Below are 16,964 nucleotides of genomic sequence, written 5' to 3'. Positions count from 1 at the left end.
TCGCTATTTTATTCTTTATTTTGGACTAACGAATCGTTTTGATATTTTGGATAATCTCTTCGTACGGTGTGTTTGTAAGAGCTGAGTAGCTCTTTACAACAGTTCCGTTCTTATCCACAAGATAGAGGTTTGTTCCGTGAATGACTTGTGTTGTACTTGCTGGCTTATCTACAAATGCTTGGAAGCTATTCTTAGCAAAAGTAGTAATTTCTTCTTGTGTATAGTTTGTTAGAAAGTGCCAATTAGACATATCAGTATCATAGCGCCCCATAAACTCTTTCATTTTTGCTGGCTTGTCCACAGTAGGGTCTACACTGAATGAAACAAATTCTACATCTTTGATTCCTGCTTCTTTCAACATGTTTTTAAGTTTTGTCATATTGGCTGTCATAGGTGGACACACAGTTTCGCAACTTGTGAATATAAAGTCTGCTACCCATACTTTTCCTTTTAAGTCCGAAAGACCAAAAGGTTTTCCATTTTGATCGGTATACGAAAATTTCTCCACTTTCCAGTTCAATGGGTCTTTCAATTTTTTTTCACCACATGCACTTAAAAATACAATCATGCTGACAATCATCAGTAATCCAATAGTACGAACCTTTTTCATATGTATCCCCTTTCATTTTTTCATTATGTATAAGGAGGCCATGTGTAGCCTCCTACTAGATTACTTGTTTCGTAATAACCGCATACTATTTAAAATGACAAGGAGTGCAGCACCTGTATCGCTAAGTACAGCATTTCCAATAGCAGATACAATTGCGACAGGAGTAGAAATGACTAAAGCACAAGGACATTCAACAACAAGAAGTTCCAGTCCTTTATAAATCCAATCCATCCGAGATTCCATGCCAAGGAGAGGAGGGATTACCATTACAACGATTGCTAATAGAAAGACGATTGGTGTATAGATTTTTGCGAAGCGATCAACAAACGCTTCGGTCGGCGCTTTCTTTTCTTGTACTTCCTCGACAAGATGAATAATTCGTGACAGAGTAGTATCCTCAACGAGTTTAGTTACCGTGATCTCTAGAGAGCCTTCTTCGTTAATCGTTCCCGCATACACGGAATCACCAATTTGTTTATCAATAGGGATGGATTCACCAGTAATAGGTGCTTGGTTTACAGTAGAAGTTCCTCCTATAACGATGCCATCCAATGGGATTTTTTCACCAGGCTTCACAATAATTGTTGTGTTTACTATAAGATCATCTACGGATTTCTTTACAAGTTCTGTTCCAACTTTCACCCATGCTTCTGAGGGTGCTAAATCAATCAGTCCACGAATTGATTCGCGTGTACGTTCAATAGATTTATTTTGTAAGGTTGCTCCTAATGCGAATAACCAAACAACTGTTGCACCTTCTAGCCATTGACCGATTAAAGCAGCACCAATAGCGGCAAATATCATGAGAACATTCATATCTAATGCTTTACTTCTTAAGGCATAAAAAGCGCTTTTTGCAGGTTTATATCCTCCAACTAGGATACTAGCTGCATAGAGAAGTGCAATATGTTTCTACTGCCAAGCTGATTTCTATCGTTACTTATTTTATCTTATAAGTCATTTTCTGATTTCCTGTTTTTATAATTCAAAACTCTTATGAACTTATTTTTCTTCATACCATGGATTTAAATGAATGAGTACCTCATATACTTCCGGATCGTGTTTCATAATTGTTGTTTTTATCTCCCTACAAATATCGTGTCCTTGTTGGATACTTAAGTGTGCAGGGACACTAATCCTAACATCAACCAAAATATAGTGACCGAGTTCGCGAGCTCGTATTTTATCAATTCTTTTCACATATGGATGTGCTTGAATTATTTTCTTATATTCACCACGCTTTTCAGTAGGAAGACCACCTTCCATCAATATATATACAGCTTCTTTCCCCATACCAACTGCAAGCCTTAAGACAAAAAAGGAAACAATGATTCCAGCTAATGGATCACCATAAGCTGCATATGGGATTGGATATATATTGTTTAGTAAAGCGATCCCAATTCCAATTACAGCCGCAATAGAAGCATAAACATCAGCGAGATGGTCATAAGCGGTTGCGATAAGACCTTTACTATTTACTTGTCGACCAATTTGGATTGTATATACATATAAAATTTGCTTCCAGACCAAAGAAACAACAGCTGCTAAAAAAGCAATCATGTGGGGTTCAGTTGCTGGATGAAACAATGCTTTTATTGATTCATAGGTCATAAATAAAGCTGCAAAAATTAGAATAATAGCTACAATTCCTGAAGAAACGACTTCAGCTTTTCCGTGACCATACGGATGGTCTTCGTCGGCAGGTTGATTTGAAATTTTCATTGATCCTAAAGATGCTACAGACGCTACAACATCAGCAGCGTTGTGAATACCATCAGCTAATAATACCTGGCTTTTGGAAAGAATTCCAACTATTATTTTAATGAGAGTTAAAAGTACATTACTTATAACACTAATCCAGGCTGCTAATAAAGAAGGTTTACGACTTTCATTCATATTTGTGTTCTCCTTGTTTTTTGATTATAAAATGCAACTAATTTATTTGATTTTGTATTTTTTAAATTCCTTCTTCCTTTGTCAGGATATTCTTTAGCAAAACATACTACATTTTAGAGGATTTAAAGTCCTTTCATACATTACCAAATAATAAGTGGGTGGGTCTATACAAACATTTTTGCCTAACAGTATACATTTAGATTGCGACTTACTTTGTTTCTCGTATCCTCGTTTTTTTGCCTAATACAAAAAAGCATGACATCAAATTGTTATAATTTTTCTCATATGATTTAACAAGTATTCTGTGGCACGATAAAAGTGAGGAAGCGTTTCTTCAAGCTTTAGAATTGTATTTTATAAAGAAAAAACAGTAAATGTCCTGGTTAAACAGAACATTTACTGTTTTTAGTTGGAAAAGTGTTTTTTCTTTTCTTCAAGTCTGCCAAGTAATTCGTTAAAATTTTGAACTACATCTGGCATCGATAATTGCTTTGCTAATGAACGCCCTTTGTGAATGGAGTTAGAAGCTTCTTCAAATAAATTTGCTTTTATTTGAGCATCTGCAAGACAGTACCAATAAAACCAGGCATCCATTTCTGAAATTTTATCGTTATAGAATTTTTTAATGACAGGATAATATTGGGGATATAATTCTTCATCAAAAGCTAATTTTTTACCGTTCCATTTTCAATGTATCTACAAGATAGCTATCAGCAAGATACCACTGCCAAACTGCTAAACCTACCTTTTGGTTTCCGTTCAAAAGACCCATCTTATGATAAGGGACTTCTGCAATCTTTTTAAATGAGTTATCATTCCACTGGAATACTTCAAGTTTATTTCCCGCTGCTGCACCAATTGTAACACCGATTGAACTACCCCCACTTATAGGCTAATGCGAAGTGAATCCAGAAAACGAGACACATATTAAAAGTTAAACTACTTGCTGCCTATATTTTTAGGAGGAAAATGGTTTAATTTTTCTTGAATTTATACATTTAGTATGCAGATTCATAAATTATTTTTTATGTTCCGCTATTTGAATAAGCTTCAAACATACATAAAGTCCTTTTATTCTCCCTAATAAATATACATGTAAAAATAATTTTATGCGGGGATGGAATTACATGTTATAAGGTTAAAAAAATTGATAGCTTCTTGATTTCTACTCAAAAGGTGAAAGAGCAGATGAATTATTTAATAACAAAAAGACTTGTCCGTAATCCTATTAATAATGTGATGTGCTACTTTTGCAAAGAAATTATATGATGTATTATATATTCGGTTAAAATTAAATAAAAATGCATATGAAAAATCGAGGGTGGAAAACTTTGGATTTAGTTAAAAAATTAACCCATATTTATGGCTTAGGGCTTTGCTGTGGGTTGTGGAGTAAGGCTGAAGTAATTCAATGGTGTGATAAATTGATTGAAGCAAGCGATAGTCCGCCATATGGAATAATTGAGATATCCTTAATGTCTAAAGCGAAGATAGATGATATTGAAGGGAAGTTATTTGAGTTTAGTAGCACAGTTGATGAAGAATACACCGTTAAATTAACTCTTTCCGTCATTCATGAAAAACTAAAAGAAAATGAACTGACGATTGAAGAATCAATTAAATGCACCACCAGACTTTTAGTTAACAGGGGGTTGTATTGGGAAGATGAATATTTTGATTTATATAGTCTAGATGATAGCTATGACTTAGCTAAAGATGGTGTTCATTTTGATTTAAGCGAAGTTATTAATACATATATTGAAACGTTAGGCGTTTACAGTAAGTATTTTAGGGGATTTGAAAAGCTGTATTTTAAAGTAATGAAAAATGAGTGGGTTAGATAAAAAGAATGGAAGAAAAATTATTTAGTAACAAGAAGGCTTGTCTGTAATCATATTAATAATGTGATGTAAAAACTAAGAAATAAGAGAACTCTCAACACTTACTCATGCTGCATATAAGGTGTGAACATGGTGGAGAAATAGGAGAGAATCAAGTAAACAAAAACGATCCCCCTAACTGATTTGTAGTTAGGGGGATCGTTTTATAGAACAATAGAAACTTTTAACATTTTCATAATCTATTTTTTAAATCGATACGGAACAGTTGAAACAATAACATTCTTTTTATATAAAAGGTATATCCTTAATAAAACACTTGATTGGTTGTGTAAAATGTTATGCCAACTTTTCTTTGTTATAAACTGCGGAATGAGAACAGTAACGGAATGATGATTTTCTTGTGCTTTATCTTGAATTGTAGCTATTAATTTTGTAATAGGTCTCATTAAGCTTCTATAAGAAGAAACGACTGTAACCAGGCGAACATCTGGTTTCCATTCTTTCCATTTTTGCTGCATCTTTATTTCACTTTCTTTATCAAAGGCTACGTATACAGCAATTACTGTATGACCAATGGCCTCAGCGTAATTAATGGATTGTTCAACTACTTTTGTAATTCCTGCAACAGGTACGATAACGATGTTTCCTTCAATTTTGTGAGGAATGTCGTTTGGATTGATACGTAGTTGTTCTCCAACCGAATCGTAATGTTTATAGATACAATGAAAGATGTACACAATAATTGGCAGGAATATCATAACAGACCATACGTGTGTAAACTTTGTGATAAAGAATATAAGTAATACAGATAATGAAATAAGTGCGCCTACTAAATTTGTTAGTAATTTAGGTAACCAACCTGCTGGTTTTTCACGCAACCATTTTATAATCATTCCCGTTTGTGACAAGGTGAAAGGAAGAAATACACCAACTGCGTACAGCGGGATTAATTGTTCTGTTTTTCCTTGAAACGCAATAATTAAAATAATGGAAGCAATCCCTAAGGTCATAATTCCATTTGAATATCCTAATCGATCACCGCGCATTAAAAACATGCGAGGCATATATTTATCTGATGCTAGGTTGTAGGCTAATAATGGGAATGCGGAGAATCCCGTATTCGCAGCTAATACTAAAATAAGTGCAGTTGTTCCTTGAATAAAGTAATACACATAATTTCTTCCGAATATATCCGAAGCAATTTGAGAGACAACAGTTTCATTGTGTTTCGGAGCAATACCGTACCAATATGCTAAAACGGTGATACCAGTAAATAAGACTGCAAGAATTGCTCCCATCATTACTAAAGTAGTAGCTGCATTTTTAGCAGCTGGCGCCTTAAAGTTAGGAATTGCATTTGAAATCGCTTCTACCCCTGTTAATGCAGAACACCCAGATGAGAATGCTTTTAATAAAAAGAATAATGTAATTCCTGGTGCTACCGTACCGATAGGTGTATGCAAAGTTGCTGGCGCTTGTCCAGTTGCAATTTTAAAGACTCCAACAGTAATTAATACGATAAGTGCTAATACGAAGAGATAGACAGGATACGCCAAAACAGAAGCAGATTCTGTTACTCCTCTAAGATTCAGAATGGTAATAAGAATAACAAGTATTACAGCGATTATTACGGTGTACTGATGTAAAGCTGGAAATGCAGATGTAATTGCATCTGTCCCTGCGGATACACTTACAGCTACGGTAAGAATATAATCTACCAGTAAGGATCCACCGGCAACAAGCCCAGCATTTATACCTAAATTTGTTTTGGAAACAATGTAAGCTCCTCCGCCGTGTGGATAGGCATGAATAATCTGTCTGTACGATAAAATAAGTGCCGTTAACAAAACGAGAACTCCGATTGCGATTGGAATGGAATACCAAAAAGCGACCGATCCAATTGTTGCAAGAACTATTAAAATTTGTTCTGTTCCATAAGCAACAGAAGAAAGAGCGTCAGATGAAAGAATGGCTAATGCCTTTAATTTATTTAATTTTTGTTCACCTAATGCATTTGATTTAAGAGGTCTACCAATTAAAAACCTTTTGAACGCTGAAAACATGGATGCACCACCAATTTGTAAATTTTCCAATGAACAGAATATCACAATTGGCAGTGGGTGAATAGATATTTTTATTATGAATTCATTCTTTTTTTATAGTAAATTGACAAAATAGTGACAGAATAACTTTTTTACTTCATAAAAAGAATGGATATAGAGAAGAGAGAATGAAAGGGATTGACTAAATCTGGGGTTTGAAATTGTAAAATAGAGTGTGATGCTGTAGCTTATATTCATTTTCTTACATAATGCTTGCTATATGCGAGAATGAATGTCTGTTTGATCAAGGAACAAGCCTTCGATATGTTGAAGACTTGTTCCTTTTAAATTCTTATCAAGTAGGGAATTCAATGGTTTCGATTCCCGTTTCTCGTGCTATTAACGTAAAATCTTCTTTGCTTATTTTGAGATGTCCATATCGAAACGGATATCCCCACTTTTTCTTATTTTGATATAAGAGGACGAATGTCTATTTCTTTACATGGATGAAAATGTTAAGTGACAATAAAGTTGTTTAAAAACGTCAGTCATACCATTCCATTAAAAGGCCATTTAATGAAATAATAATCTTTAACAAAATAGGATATTTATGTTAATGTTAGTATGGGTTTGTGAAGGATTGTACTTAAATTAACGTGGCAGTTTAGTTGTAGAAGGGAATAATATAATTTAATAAAAATGTAAAAGGGAACTAGGTTTAATATGATAAATTATAACGGTCGTAAATTTATTTTGATTGAAAATACAGATAATGGAGGAGTTTCTACACAAACTCTATTCGAATATAAACAAGAAGGAAATATCATCTCTGCATCGTATAGTGAAGGAGAAATTATACAAGAGACACTAGTCGCAATTGTAAAAGAGGATAGTAGCTTAGAGTTTAGATATAACCGCGTAAATACAAAAAATGAAATGAATGGGTTGTTTCCCTCAGAAACTGTAGTTCAGTTCAATTTATTTCCTCCAGTCATGATTCGAAAATGAGAAGTTTTAGGAACGAGGATATAGACAGTGAAGATGGGGGGATAAAAGTATGAAAGCAGTAATGGATCAAAGGCAATGGCATTGGTTGGACTATTTTCTATTTCTTATTCGTATGATATGGATTACTTCTAATGGCTACTCGATATTCGTTAGTACAACAGGTTCGGAAAAATGGGTCTTATTTTTATGGGCTAGTTGTTCTTGTATAATACCCCATCTATTTTATCGGCCTAGGCTTATAAAATTCCAATATTATTTAATTGCCGAGGTGTTGTTAACGGGTTCTTTATTTATTTACTTATCGAGTCAATATGAAATATCAGAAACTTACGGTTTTTTATTCGTGCCTATCCTTATTGTTGCATATGCTTGTCAAGTTAAGCCGTTAATTTGGATAGGACTTTTCTTATATATTTCAATTTTTTTAGCTGGTACATGGGCCGGCAATCTCCTCACTGATAAGGATATCTTTACACGCTTTGTTGACACAACTATTTTTTATGGTATTGGGTTATGTTTAGGAAGGATGACCATTGTCAATAGCGCTAATAAAGAGTTAATTGCCTCTATTGAAGAAAAAAACATGGATTTGGAATATTACTCAAAAAAGATTGAGGAACTGACAATCAAGGAAGAACGAAATAGAGTTTCACAAGATTTGCATGATACAGTAGGCCATATTTTCACATCGGTCATAACAAGTTTAGATGCCCTTCCTTTTCTATATCAGGCAGATAAAAAAGAAGCAGAAAAAAGTATAAAAGAGATTTCAGATTTAGCACGAAATGGATTGAACGATGTGAGAAAAACAATTCACCAGATGTCGCCAACGAATCATCAAACGCTTGTTGAATCGGTGAAAGAATTGATTGTTGATTTTATGAAACATACATCAACGGATATAACACTGAATGTCGAAGGGGAAGAGATCAAAGTCGGTGAAAGGATAAAGTTTGCCGTTATTCGTTGTATACAAGAAGGACTTACAAATGCGAAAAGACATGGTCAGGCAACTTTTATTAAAGTAAATATTTCGTTTAAACAAGAAGAATTGATTGTTCTTATTGAAGATAATGGAAATGGTTGTAATGAATTGAATTTAGGGTTTGGTTTACGCTCAATGAAAGATCGAATATCGGCATTAGCTGGTACAGTTAACTTTTATTCTAAGTTGAATAATGGTATGAGAATAACGTGTAACATACCGGTGGTAAAGGAGGTGTAGTTATAATGATTAAAGCGGCAATAGTTGAAGATCAAGGGATTTTAAGAAAAAGCTTAAAAATTGTGATTGAAAGTATTTCTGACATTGAGATTGTTGGAACTGCGGAAAATGGAGAAAAGGCAATTGCTTTATGCGAAAGGGAAAACCTTGATATTCTTTTAATGGATATTCAAATGCCGGTGATGGATGGTGTAAAGGCGACAGATGAAATAAAAAAACGTTGGCCCAATATAAAAGTTATAATACTTACTACTTTTCAAGATGTTACACATGTTTTGAATGCCTTAAATGCTGGTGCAGAGGGTTATATATTAAAGGCTGTTGATCCTGAATTTTTAGTTCAGGGAATTAAAATGGTGTATCACGGAGGTTCTCTCATTCCTCAACAATTAGCAAAAGAGGTGTTTGGTCAGATACGATCAAATAATAACGAACATTTGGAACAACTTGACTATAACTCTATGAATCATCCATATGATTTAAATAATCAAGAATTAAAAGTTTTAAAATGTTTAACGCAAGGATTATCCAATAAAGACATTTCAGAAAAGATGTTTCTTTCAATTGGAACTGTGAAAAATTATATTTCTACCATTTATTCGAAGTTAAATGTAAAAAACAGATCTGCTGCTATTATTAAAGCAATGGAAGAGAGTCTAATAGAAGATAAGAAACATTGAAGTAAAAGAGTGTAGACAAAGTTAAATCGACTTTGTTTACACTCTTTTTTAATTACAACGAACTGGAACGTTATCTTGAATTTGTTTACTCCATGGGCAATTTATAAGGTCCATCATTCATAAAATCTCACAGTGGAACGTCTTTTAGATTTTCGCAATAAAAGTGAGTATCAATAACTTTTCAATAGCCACTTTTTTAAATAAGTAATATATATTAGCCAATGGTCATAAGTTGTCGGTTTTTTTAAAAAAAGTTATTACTTATTAATGACTTATCGGCACTACAGTATATTACCTTTCATTTGTAGAGTAGAAGTATGAAATGAAATTTAAAAAGGAGGTAAAAAATGCATTGTTTATTTTTGATGAAGTTGGAGAAGACGTAAATAAAGAACATATGCGATTAAAAACACGTAGTATTCTGATTTTTTTAGAAATGAGCACTTTAGTACAATAAGGATTACAAAAATAATCAATACCTATGACATTAAATAAGAGCATGTTTTAATCAATCATATATTTGGATTGTATTAAGCAGAAAGGAATTAGATGAAAAATATAAAGAAATTAATAAAATATATAGGAATAATTATTATAATATTATTAATAACAGCACTTTTCTTTCCTACATGGACTCCGCATATAAAAGGTGATAACAGTATAAGTGCATTAGAACAAGTAGAGATAAATGGAAGTAGTCATGAAATTATGATACGTGGCAAAGATAAGGATAATCCAGTTATTATTTTTGTACACGGAGGACCTGGATGTTCGGAAATACCGTATGCCGATAAATACCAAGACTTATTGGAAAACAATTTTACAGTTGTTAATTACGACCAAAGAGCAAGTGGAAAATCGTATCATTTTTTTGAGGACTATTCTAAGCTTTCATCAGACTTACTGGTGGAGGACTTATTGGCTATGACGGATTATATATCAAAACGCCTTGGCAAAGAAAAGGTAATACTAATTGGTCATTCTTATGGTACATATATTGGAATGCAAGCTGCCTCTAAAGCTCCTGAAAAATATGAAGCATATATTGGTATTGGACAGATGAGTGATACAGTAGAAAGCGAGATTGACAGTTTGAACTACACGATTAATCAGGCTCAAAATAAAGGCAATACGAATGATGTTTTATATTTACAAGGATTAACTGAAAAAATCAAAAATGGTGATACGTATACTCCGCGAAAATATGTTATGAAATATGGTGGGACCTCAAGACTTATTGATAACCCCGATGATAACATAAGTATGTTATTCGGTAGTGAGTATAACTTATTAGATGTAATCCGCTATAACTTTGGGTTATCCTATTCTCAAAAGATTTTGTTAGAGAAAGATTTAAAAAATCCATTACCTACTAAAGTAAAAAAACTTAAATTACCGTGCTATTTTATCATGGGTAAATATGACTATATGACTTCCTCTAATGCAGCAAAAAAATATTTTGATATGATTGAAGCCGATAAAAAAGAATTTATTGCTTTTGAGAAATCAGCTCATTATCCACAATTTGAAGAGAAGGAAAAATTTTATGAATGGATGTGCGATACATTTATAAATTGAACTACCCCCACTTACCGGCTAACGCTACTTGAAGTGGGGGATTCCAGTACCTCTTGCTCCGATGACAACAGGTTCCGAAACCTCCTCCGTTCAACAAGAGAATCTCTCTATACCGTCAATCCGAAGTATCTATAGATGACCCAGCTCTGCCCTTCGCGCGTTTGAAGAAGGGGTCTTCTGGGATAAAATGATAAAGCCGTTTCCCATATCAAACTCGTAAATATGGTCATCAATTACTTTGCCAATAGCTGTGAACATTTGACATGGTGCTTTTTCATTTAATTAATGTTTAGAAGAATAGTAAATAATCCAATCCCCAGACTTCATTCGTTTTAAAGGAGAGGAATCGCCATGACAAAGCTGGGCGATTCCTCCTTCTACACCTTTTAAAACATGATCCCTTGAAGCGACACCAATCCAATAGTTTATCTCGTTCATTAGCGTATTAACATCCACATGATGAATTACTAGTTTCTTCAAAAAATAAAGATGAGGTTGGTAAATTCATTGTTTTCCATGCGGCAATACCTCCAGCAAGCTCTTTTACATTGTACCCATTTTCTAAAAGGAATAATGCTGATTTCGCAGCGGTATTACACCATACGTCCCAGCAATATAAAACGATTATTTTTTCTTTCGGTAACTTCGATAAACGATTTGCTAATTCAGATTGTGGAATTTCAAATGCTCCTGTTATGATCTCTTTTTTTAACTCTGGTGTCCCATTTCGCACATCAACTAATATATAAGCATCAGGGTTTAATTTTTTGACTTGTAAAAAATCCATTGGACTAAATGTAGAAGCAATACGACCTTTAAAATATTCCATTTCAAGCATATTAGCATTCCTCCGTGTTTTTTAAGATTTTTAACAAACATGTTTTTAGAAAGAGTTGTTCTTCTTTCGTTAAAGAAGATAAAATATCCATCTCCGATTGTGTTAACAATCCCCAACAATTTTCCAATACTTCTTGACCTTTGTTTGTAATTTGGATGCAATAGGATCTTCGGTCTTTTTGGTTTTTTATTCGAGTTACATATTGTAGTGATTCTAAATGATCAATGAAATCTACCATTGTTGTCCGATCGATTTTCAATTCGGCAGCAATTTCTTTTTGAGAAAGGTTAGGTTTTTCATTGATTTTAATTAAAACCCCATATTGTCTCGCGTTAATGTCGTAAGGTTTTAATTTTTCAATCAAATCTAGTTCTAGTAATTGCTCTACTTTTCCTGTAAGGAATCCGTATGATTCTAAGATTCTGCTCAATGTATCACCCCTTTAATAATCATCTTTACATATAATCAGTATAACTGACTATTTTTAGGTGTCAATAATCTAATGGTAAAAAATTCCGTGGAAAATTAGAATTTTTGTTTTTTCTTCAAATTCGCTAAATTTATATTAGTCTACTTATTTATATTTAGAATTACTGTTATAATTTGGATTTTTATAGTAGAATATTATTAATATTCAAAATAATCAAAAGAGTAGAGAGGGGAATACAAATGGAATTCAGAAACGATATTAAAAAGATTGCCAATCAAGTGTTAGAAAGAAAGGAGTACATTACTAATGAAGAAATGACTAAACAATCATTAATCATTCCTTTTCTGCAAAAGTTAGGTTATGACGTTTTTAATCCGTTAGAAGTTAGACCGGAGTATATTGCAGATTTTGGAGCTAAAAAAGGAGAGAAGGTTGATTATGCTGTTTTTAAAAATGGTGTTCCTATTATTTTGATTGAAGCTAAATCTGTAACCGAAAACCTCCTTAAACACGATGCTCAATTATCTAGATACTTTAACGCTTTACCAGATGTCAAGGTAGGCATCCTTACTAATGGTGTAGAGTATAAATTCTACACTGATTTGACTAAAGATAATATTATGGATGATCAGCCATTCTTTACGTTTAGTATGGAAAACCTAAATAATGTCGATATTGAAACTATCGAAACATTTACAAAAGAAAATTTCGAAGCTGATGGTATTGTTAAGTACGCTGAAGAATTAATTTATATGACTAATTTAAATTCCACGATCAAAGAATTGTTTAAAAATCCATCTGATGATTTTCTCCGATTTTTAATTAAAGATTTTAGTTCAACTAGAATTACAAGTAACGTTTTGGACCGTTTTAGACCTATTGTTAAAAAAGCAATTAATCAAACACTTTTAGAAATAATTAGTGAGGGGTTAACTCCTAAAGAAACGATAGAAAATGAGGTGGTGGAAAAAGGTGTAGCTGAAGTCGCTTCAACAACTGAAGTGATTGAAGATAATTCTAAGAAATATAAAATTGTAACTATTGAAGATGAATTATTAGCATTTGATATAGTAAAAGAAATTTTGCTTGAAAACAATCGAGATATTAGTGAGGTGAAATACAAAGATACTATAAGTTACTTTGGTATTATGAACCGTGTTATTACAAAATGGTTTGTGAGACTATTCCTTGAAAGTGACGTAAAATCTCTGATTGTGAGACTAGACTTAGAAACTACTAAACAACTATGTCCTGATTTTGTCGTTGAACCAGCTCCTAAATCGCAGGGCATAAGCAGAATTTTCATTAATGAAGTTAATGATTTAAAGAAGTTAGAATCACTTATTATTGCTTGTTATGATCACATTATAGATTAATTGTTTAATAAAAAAGGAGCTATGAATTAGCTCTTTTTTTATTTATTTTTTAGGTACATTATGAAAATATACAGATACTTTACTTGTTATGATGAGTATAGAAATCTTACATTTTTTTATATTGAGAAATGTGTATTATTCCAAATAGTTAAATCGTGAGACATGGTAACATACCTTCTGCGATTAAAATATAGATAAACGTGGTGAAAATTAAGTTTCGGTAGGACTTTAAATATCTATTTGTTTTTTTTGTGAAAAGGGCAATCGAAGGAAGTTCTTTTTGGGATTACTTTTTAGAAGCTATAAACAAAAGTAGGTATTCAAGATATGTATACACAAAATACTGAAAATTATGGTAAAATAATGTTAAATGTTTGAAAAGGAGGATTTTATTATGAAAAATGGTCATCTTGCTAAAGTAGATTTAACGAAAAGAATGGAATCAAAGCAAAAATATAATAAGAAGCTGGAAAAATATCAAATGCGTTTACTTGCGTTGCAGCAGATTTTACGAAAAGAAAAAATAGCTGTTATTTTGGCTATGGAAGGCTGGGATGCTGCTGGAAAGGGCGGAGCAATTAAACGAATTACCGAGCATCTTGATCCACGTGGATTTCAAGTAAATCCAATTGGCGCACCTGCTCCCCATGAAAAACGTTATCATTACATGCAAAGATTTTGGCGGAAAATCCCGCAATATGGTCAAATCACTATTTTCGATCGCTCATGGTACGGTCGTGTATTGGTGGAACGCGTAGAGGATTTTGCTACAAAGGAAGAGTGGACTAGGGCATACGATGAAATCAATGATTTTGAAAAACTATTAACAGATGACCGTTACATAGTAGCGAAATTTTTCTATCATATTAGTAAAGATGAACAGTTAGCACGATTTAAAGACCGAGAGCAAAATCCTCTTAAGAAATGGAAAATTACAGATGAAGATTGGCGCAATCGTGAAAAGTGGGATGAATATGTCGAGGCCATAGAAGATATGTTTGAAAAAACAGACAAACCAAATGCGAAGTGGCATATTATACCGGGCAATGATAAGTTGTATGCGCGTGTGAAAACATTGAAAGTGATTATTTCGTCAATTGAAGATTATTTCTTAGAACATGGTATAGAACTACCATCATACTATCATGAAATGAAAGAAGAAAAGGAAGAGGAAACAGAACAAGTATAAGATATAAGTCGTTACATTGAATCTTATTCATCCATTATAGAATTACTCTTTTAAATAGGAGAATTAGTTATTTTTCATCTACCTTCTTTGCTTTCCTCTTAATCTTGAAGTAGGGGTTCTTACTACCTGTTATGCAGAATGGAATTTTCTCTATATCTCTGATTCGTGGCCTGGAGCACTATATTTTCCTTGTAAGCTGCGAATTAGAGCTGGATATACATTTATAGCATTTTTATCCTAAAATGTTCTGTTAGCACCTTTCGATTTTACTTTTTCTTCGGAAAAGAGCAATTAGCTGTATTTTGAAAAATTATTATGACTGCATCTTATAGTTTTGGTGATTAGAGAATTGCGAAGGGACAAGTTCCAACGAAACAAGTAGATGTTGAACATGCTATGCCAAATGATCATAGAACAAGCAGTATCATCATTATCTTGGGTTTAGCTTTATTCGTAATGGGTATATGGATATTGATAATAAAAAATAAAAGCAAAAAACGATGAATAAAATAGAAAAATAGCGACTTTCTTTATGTTAATAAATGGAGTTTATTCTTGTGTCAGCTACATAACTATGCTAAAATTTATGTAACTTTTAATGAACGGAGGGGTCTCCTTTGATCTTAATCAGATTACGTCTCAATACTTTGTGCCAATAATTGAATAGCGCTCAAAGGCTCTGTCTGTGTACAGAGTAAACGGGATTGGTCTGTCTCTTTAAAGGAACCCTATTGAACTTATATGTGAAAAGAGGGAAGGACGAATACGCCTTCTTTTTGTTTTACCTTTAAAACAGAATGATGTAATGCATGTATACAAATATTTTTTATGTTGTATGATGCTGGATTTGACGACCATTGAACAAGCAAGAAGCGATGCTTTTTATGTTTATTTATTGTGCTCTTATCCGTTTATGAAAAACACAGGCAGAAGCTTGTGTTTTTTAGTTTGCGCGTAATCGAAATGGAGGAATAAATATATGGAACAAATAGTACAAAAAGCAATATTAGTCGGAGTGAATTTAAATAGTGAAAGTGATTTCGAATATTCAATGGAGGAGTTAGCGAATTTAGCGGAAGCGTGCGATGTAGAAGTGATAGGGAAAGTAACGCAAAATTTACATCGTGTGAATCCATCTCATTATATTGGAACGGGTAAGATTGAAGAAGTGTCAGCGTTCGTAAAAGAAGCGGATGCAAATTTGGTCATTTTCAATGATGAGTTATCGCCTTCACAAATTCGAAATTTAGAAGCTGATTTAGATTGTAAAGTGATTGATCGTACGATTTTAATTTTAGATATTTTTGCGCAGCGTGCTAAGACGAAAGAAGCGCAATTACAGGTTGAGGTAGCGCATTTGCAATATATGATGCCTCGTTTAATTGGCCTCCGTGAATCGTTAGGAAGACAAAGCGGTGGTGTTGGTACGAAAAACAAAGGTGTAGGGGAAAAGAAATTAGAGCTTGATCGCCGTAAGATTGAAGAGCAAATTGCTGTGTTAAATAAAGAGTTAGAAGCACTCGTTGCACAGCGTCAAACCCAGCGTAAACAGCGTAAGAAAAATGAAGTACCTGTTGTTGCGTTAGTAGGGTATACAAATGCCGGGAAATCAACAACGATGAATGCGATGCTTGAAATGTGTAACGGATCTGCAGAGAAACAAGTATTTGAAAAAGATATGTTGTTTGCGACGCTTGAGACGGCTGTGCGAAATATTCAATTGCCAGACAACAAATCGTTTTTATTAACAGATACCGTTGGATTCGTTAGTAAATTGCCGCATCACCTTGTGAAAGCGTTCCGTTCGACGTTAGAAGAAGTAGCGGAGGCTGATCTATTGATTCATGTGGTTGATTATGCAAATCCAAATTATGAGCATCTCATTGAGATTACAAATCAAACGTTAAAACAAATCGGCGTGGAAAATATCCAAACAATTTATGCATATAATAAAGCGGACGTTATAGATATTGAAATTCCAAAAGTACAAGATAATCGGGTGTATTTGTCTGCGAAACAAAAAGTAGGTATTGATGAACTTGTGCATATGATTCGCACGCAAATTTATAAAGATTATACAAAGTGTGAAATGTTAATTCCTTATGATCAAGGACAGCTAATTTCTTATTTTAACGAGCATGCCCACGTTTTATCGACAGACTATGAAAATGAAGGTACGAAGATTACCGTGGAATGTAAAATGAGTGATTTTGAAAAGTATAAAAGGTATGCAATAAGCTAAAGAGTTCAC

Annotated in this window: 15 protein-coding genes and 1 pseudogene; 8 read left to right on the top strand and 8 right to left on the bottom strand. The window is 33.3% G+C overall.

Features of this window, described 5'->3' with window-relative positions; all coding sequences use genetic code 11:
- Positions 1-25: 25 nt before the first annotated feature.
- The 4 genes and pseudogenes from MR076_RS12565 to MR076_RS12550 form a co-directional block, all read right to left on the bottom strand.
- Positions 26-610: an SCO family protein gene (locus tag MR076_RS12565; protein ID WP_242221008.1), complete on the bottom strand. Its 585-nt coding sequence runs from the start codon at positions 608-610 to the stop codon at positions 26-28.
- A 102-nt stretch (positions 611-712) separates the two neighbouring features.
- A pseudogene (locus MR076_RS12560) lies at positions 713-1,516 on the bottom strand (HAD-IC family P-type ATPase); the annotation flags it as partial.
- Between the two features lie 96 nt (positions 1,517-1,612).
- Positions 1,613-2,506, bottom strand: a complete 894-nt coding sequence (locus MR076_RS12555; RefSeq protein WP_242221006.1) for a cation diffusion facilitator family transporter — start codon at positions 2,504-2,506, stop codon at positions 1,613-1,615.
- Positions 2,507-2,911: 405 nt separating this feature from the next.
- Positions 2,912-3,100, bottom strand: a complete 189-nt coding sequence (locus MR076_RS12550; RefSeq protein ID WP_242221004.1) for a hypothetical protein — start codon at positions 3,098-3,100, stop codon at positions 2,912-2,914.
- Positions 3,101-3,837: 737 nt separating this feature from the next.
- On the opposite strand from MR076_RS12550, the gene MR076_RS12545 reads away from it, so the two are divergent.
- On the top strand, positions 3,838-4,350 hold the full coding sequence (locus MR076_RS12545; protein ID WP_242221002.1) for a protein kinase: 513 nt from the start codon (positions 3,838-3,840) through the stop codon (positions 4,348-4,350).
- Between the two features lie 236 nt (positions 4,351-4,586).
- Here the strand turns inward: MR076_RS12545 and MR076_RS12540 are convergent, their stop codons facing one another.
- Entirely contained in the window at positions 4,587-6,410 is a 1,824-nt protein-coding gene (locus tag MR076_RS12540) for an APC family permease (RefSeq protein ID WP_242221001.1), read from the bottom strand.
- A 702-nt stretch (positions 6,411-7,112) separates the two neighbouring features.
- Here MR076_RS12540 and MR076_RS12535 point away from each other — a divergent pair.
- The 4 genes from MR076_RS12535 to MR076_RS12520 all read left to right on the top strand — a co-directional run bounded on the left by MR076_RS12535 (position 7,113) and on the right by MR076_RS12520 (position 10,880).
- Entirely contained in the window at positions 7,113-7,397 is a 285-nt protein-coding gene (locus MR076_RS12535; RefSeq protein WP_242220999.1) for an avidin-fold protein, read from the top strand.
- A 49-nt stretch (positions 7,398-7,446) separates the two neighbouring features.
- A complete protein-coding gene (locus tag MR076_RS12530; RefSeq protein WP_242220997.1) occupies positions 7,447-8,622 on the top strand; it encodes a sensor histidine kinase in 1,176 nt (391 codons plus the stop codon).
- A gap of 5 nt (positions 8,623-8,627) precedes the next feature.
- Complete coding sequence (locus MR076_RS12525) at positions 8,628-9,302, top strand: response regulator transcription factor (protein WP_242220995.1); 675 nt, start codon at positions 8,628-8,630, stop codon at positions 9,300-9,302.
- 549 nt (positions 9,303-9,851) lie between these two features.
- Positions 9,852-10,880, top strand: a complete 1,029-nt coding sequence (locus MR076_RS12520; protein WP_242220994.1) for an alpha/beta hydrolase — start codon at positions 9,852-9,854, stop codon at positions 10,878-10,880.
- 282 nt (positions 10,881-11,162) lie between these two features.
- Here MR076_RS12520 and MR076_RS26565 read toward each other — a convergent pair whose 3' ends face one another.
- From MR076_RS26565 to MR076_RS12505, 3 genes are read right to left on the bottom strand one after another with little or no spacing between them, the layout of a single operon-like run.
- Positions 11,163-11,318 (bottom strand): EVE domain-containing protein, encoded by a 156-nt coding sequence (locus tag MR076_RS26565; protein ID WP_313897332.1) that lies wholly within the window; start codon positions 11,316-11,318, stop codon positions 11,163-11,165.
- A gap of 7 nt (positions 11,319-11,325) precedes the next feature.
- Complete coding sequence (locus MR076_RS12510; RefSeq protein ID WP_242220992.1) at positions 11,326-11,718, bottom strand: rhodanese-like domain-containing protein; 393 nt, start codon at positions 11,716-11,718, stop codon at positions 11,326-11,328.
- A gap of 1 nt (position 11,719) precedes the next feature.
- Positions 11,720-12,148 carry a MarR family winged helix-turn-helix transcriptional regulator gene (locus MR076_RS12505; protein ID WP_242220990.1) on the bottom strand — a complete coding sequence of 143 codons (429 nt, stop codon included), beginning with the start codon at positions 12,146-12,148 and terminating at the stop codon, positions 11,720-11,722.
- A gap of 239 nt (positions 12,149-12,387) precedes the next feature.
- On the opposite strand from MR076_RS12505, the gene MR076_RS12500 reads away from it, so the two are divergent.
- The 3 genes from MR076_RS12500 to hflX all read left to right on the top strand — a co-directional run bounded on the left by MR076_RS12500 (position 12,388) and on the right by hflX (position 16,955).
- Positions 12,388-13,524, top strand: coding sequence for a type I restriction endonuclease (locus MR076_RS12500; protein ID WP_242220988.1), 1,137 nt, complete (start codon positions 12,388-12,390; stop codon positions 13,522-13,524).
- Positions 13,525-13,918: 394 nt separating this feature from the next.
- On the top strand, positions 13,919-14,713 hold the full coding sequence (locus MR076_RS12495) for a polyphosphate kinase 2 family protein (RefSeq protein ID WP_242220986.1): 795 nt from the start codon (positions 13,919-13,921) through the stop codon (positions 14,711-14,713).
- Between the two features lie 979 nt (positions 14,714-15,692).
- Positions 15,693-16,955 (top strand): GTPase HflX, encoded by a 1,263-nt coding sequence (hflX, locus tag MR076_RS12490; protein ID WP_242220984.1) that lies wholly within the window; start codon positions 15,693-15,695, stop codon positions 16,953-16,955.
- Positions 16,956-16,964 lie beyond the last annotated feature (9 nt).

The sequence above is a fragment of the Bacillus cereus group sp. BfR-BA-01380 genome (assembly GCF_022663535.1).
In the GTDB taxonomy this organism is placed as follows: Bacteria; Bacillota; Bacilli; order Bacillales; family Bacillaceae_G; genus Bacillus_A; species Bacillus_A cereus_BB.
Note: the sequence above shows the minus strand (reverse complement) of the source record. Positions and strands in the feature narration are given on the sequence as shown.

Coding starts and splice junctions, on each gene's coding strand:
- MR076_RS12565 (WP_242221008.1), bottom strand. CDS start 610: ATGAAAAAGGTTCGTACTATTGGATTACTGATGATTGTCAGCATGATT.
- MR076_RS12555 (WP_242221006.1), bottom strand. CDS start 2,506: ATGAATGAAAGTCGTAAACCTTCTTTATTAGCAGCCTGGATTAGTGTT.
- MR076_RS12550 (WP_242221004.1), bottom strand. CDS start 3,100: ATGGATGCCTGGTTTTATTGGTACTGTCTTGCAGATGCTCAAATAAAA.
- MR076_RS12540 (WP_242221001.1), bottom strand. CDS start 6,410: ATGTTTTCAGCGTTCAAAAGGTTTTTAATTGGTAGACCTCTTAAATCA.
- MR076_RS12535 (WP_242220999.1), top strand. CDS start 7,113: ATGATAAATTATAACGGTCGTAAATTTATTTTGATTGAAAATACAGAT.
- MR076_RS12530 (WP_242220997.1), top strand. CDS start 7,447: ATGAAAGCAGTAATGGATCAAAGGCAATGGCATTGGTTGGACTATTTT.
- MR076_RS12525 (WP_242220995.1), top strand. CDS start 8,628: ATGATTAAAGCGGCAATAGTTGAAGATCAAGGGATTTTAAGAAAAAGC.
- MR076_RS12520 (WP_242220994.1), top strand. CDS start 9,852: ATGAAAAATATAAAGAAATTAATAAAATATATAGGAATAATTATTATA.
- MR076_RS26565 (WP_313897332.1), bottom strand. CDS start 11,318: ATGAACGAGATAAACTATTGGATTGGTGTCGCTTCAAGGGATCATGTT.
- MR076_RS12510 (WP_242220992.1), bottom strand. CDS start 11,718: ATGCTTGAAATGGAATATTTTAAAGGTCGTATTGCTTCTACATTTAGT.
- MR076_RS12500 (WP_242220988.1), top strand. CDS start 12,388: ATGGAATTCAGAAACGATATTAAAAAGATTGCCAATCAAGTGTTAGAA.
- MR076_RS12495 (WP_242220986.1), top strand. CDS start 13,919: ATGAAAAATGGTCATCTTGCTAAAGTAGATTTAACGAAAAGAATGGAA.
- hflX (WP_242220984.1), top strand. CDS start 15,693: ATGGAACAAATAGTACAAAAAGCAATATTAGTCGGAGTGAATTTAAAT.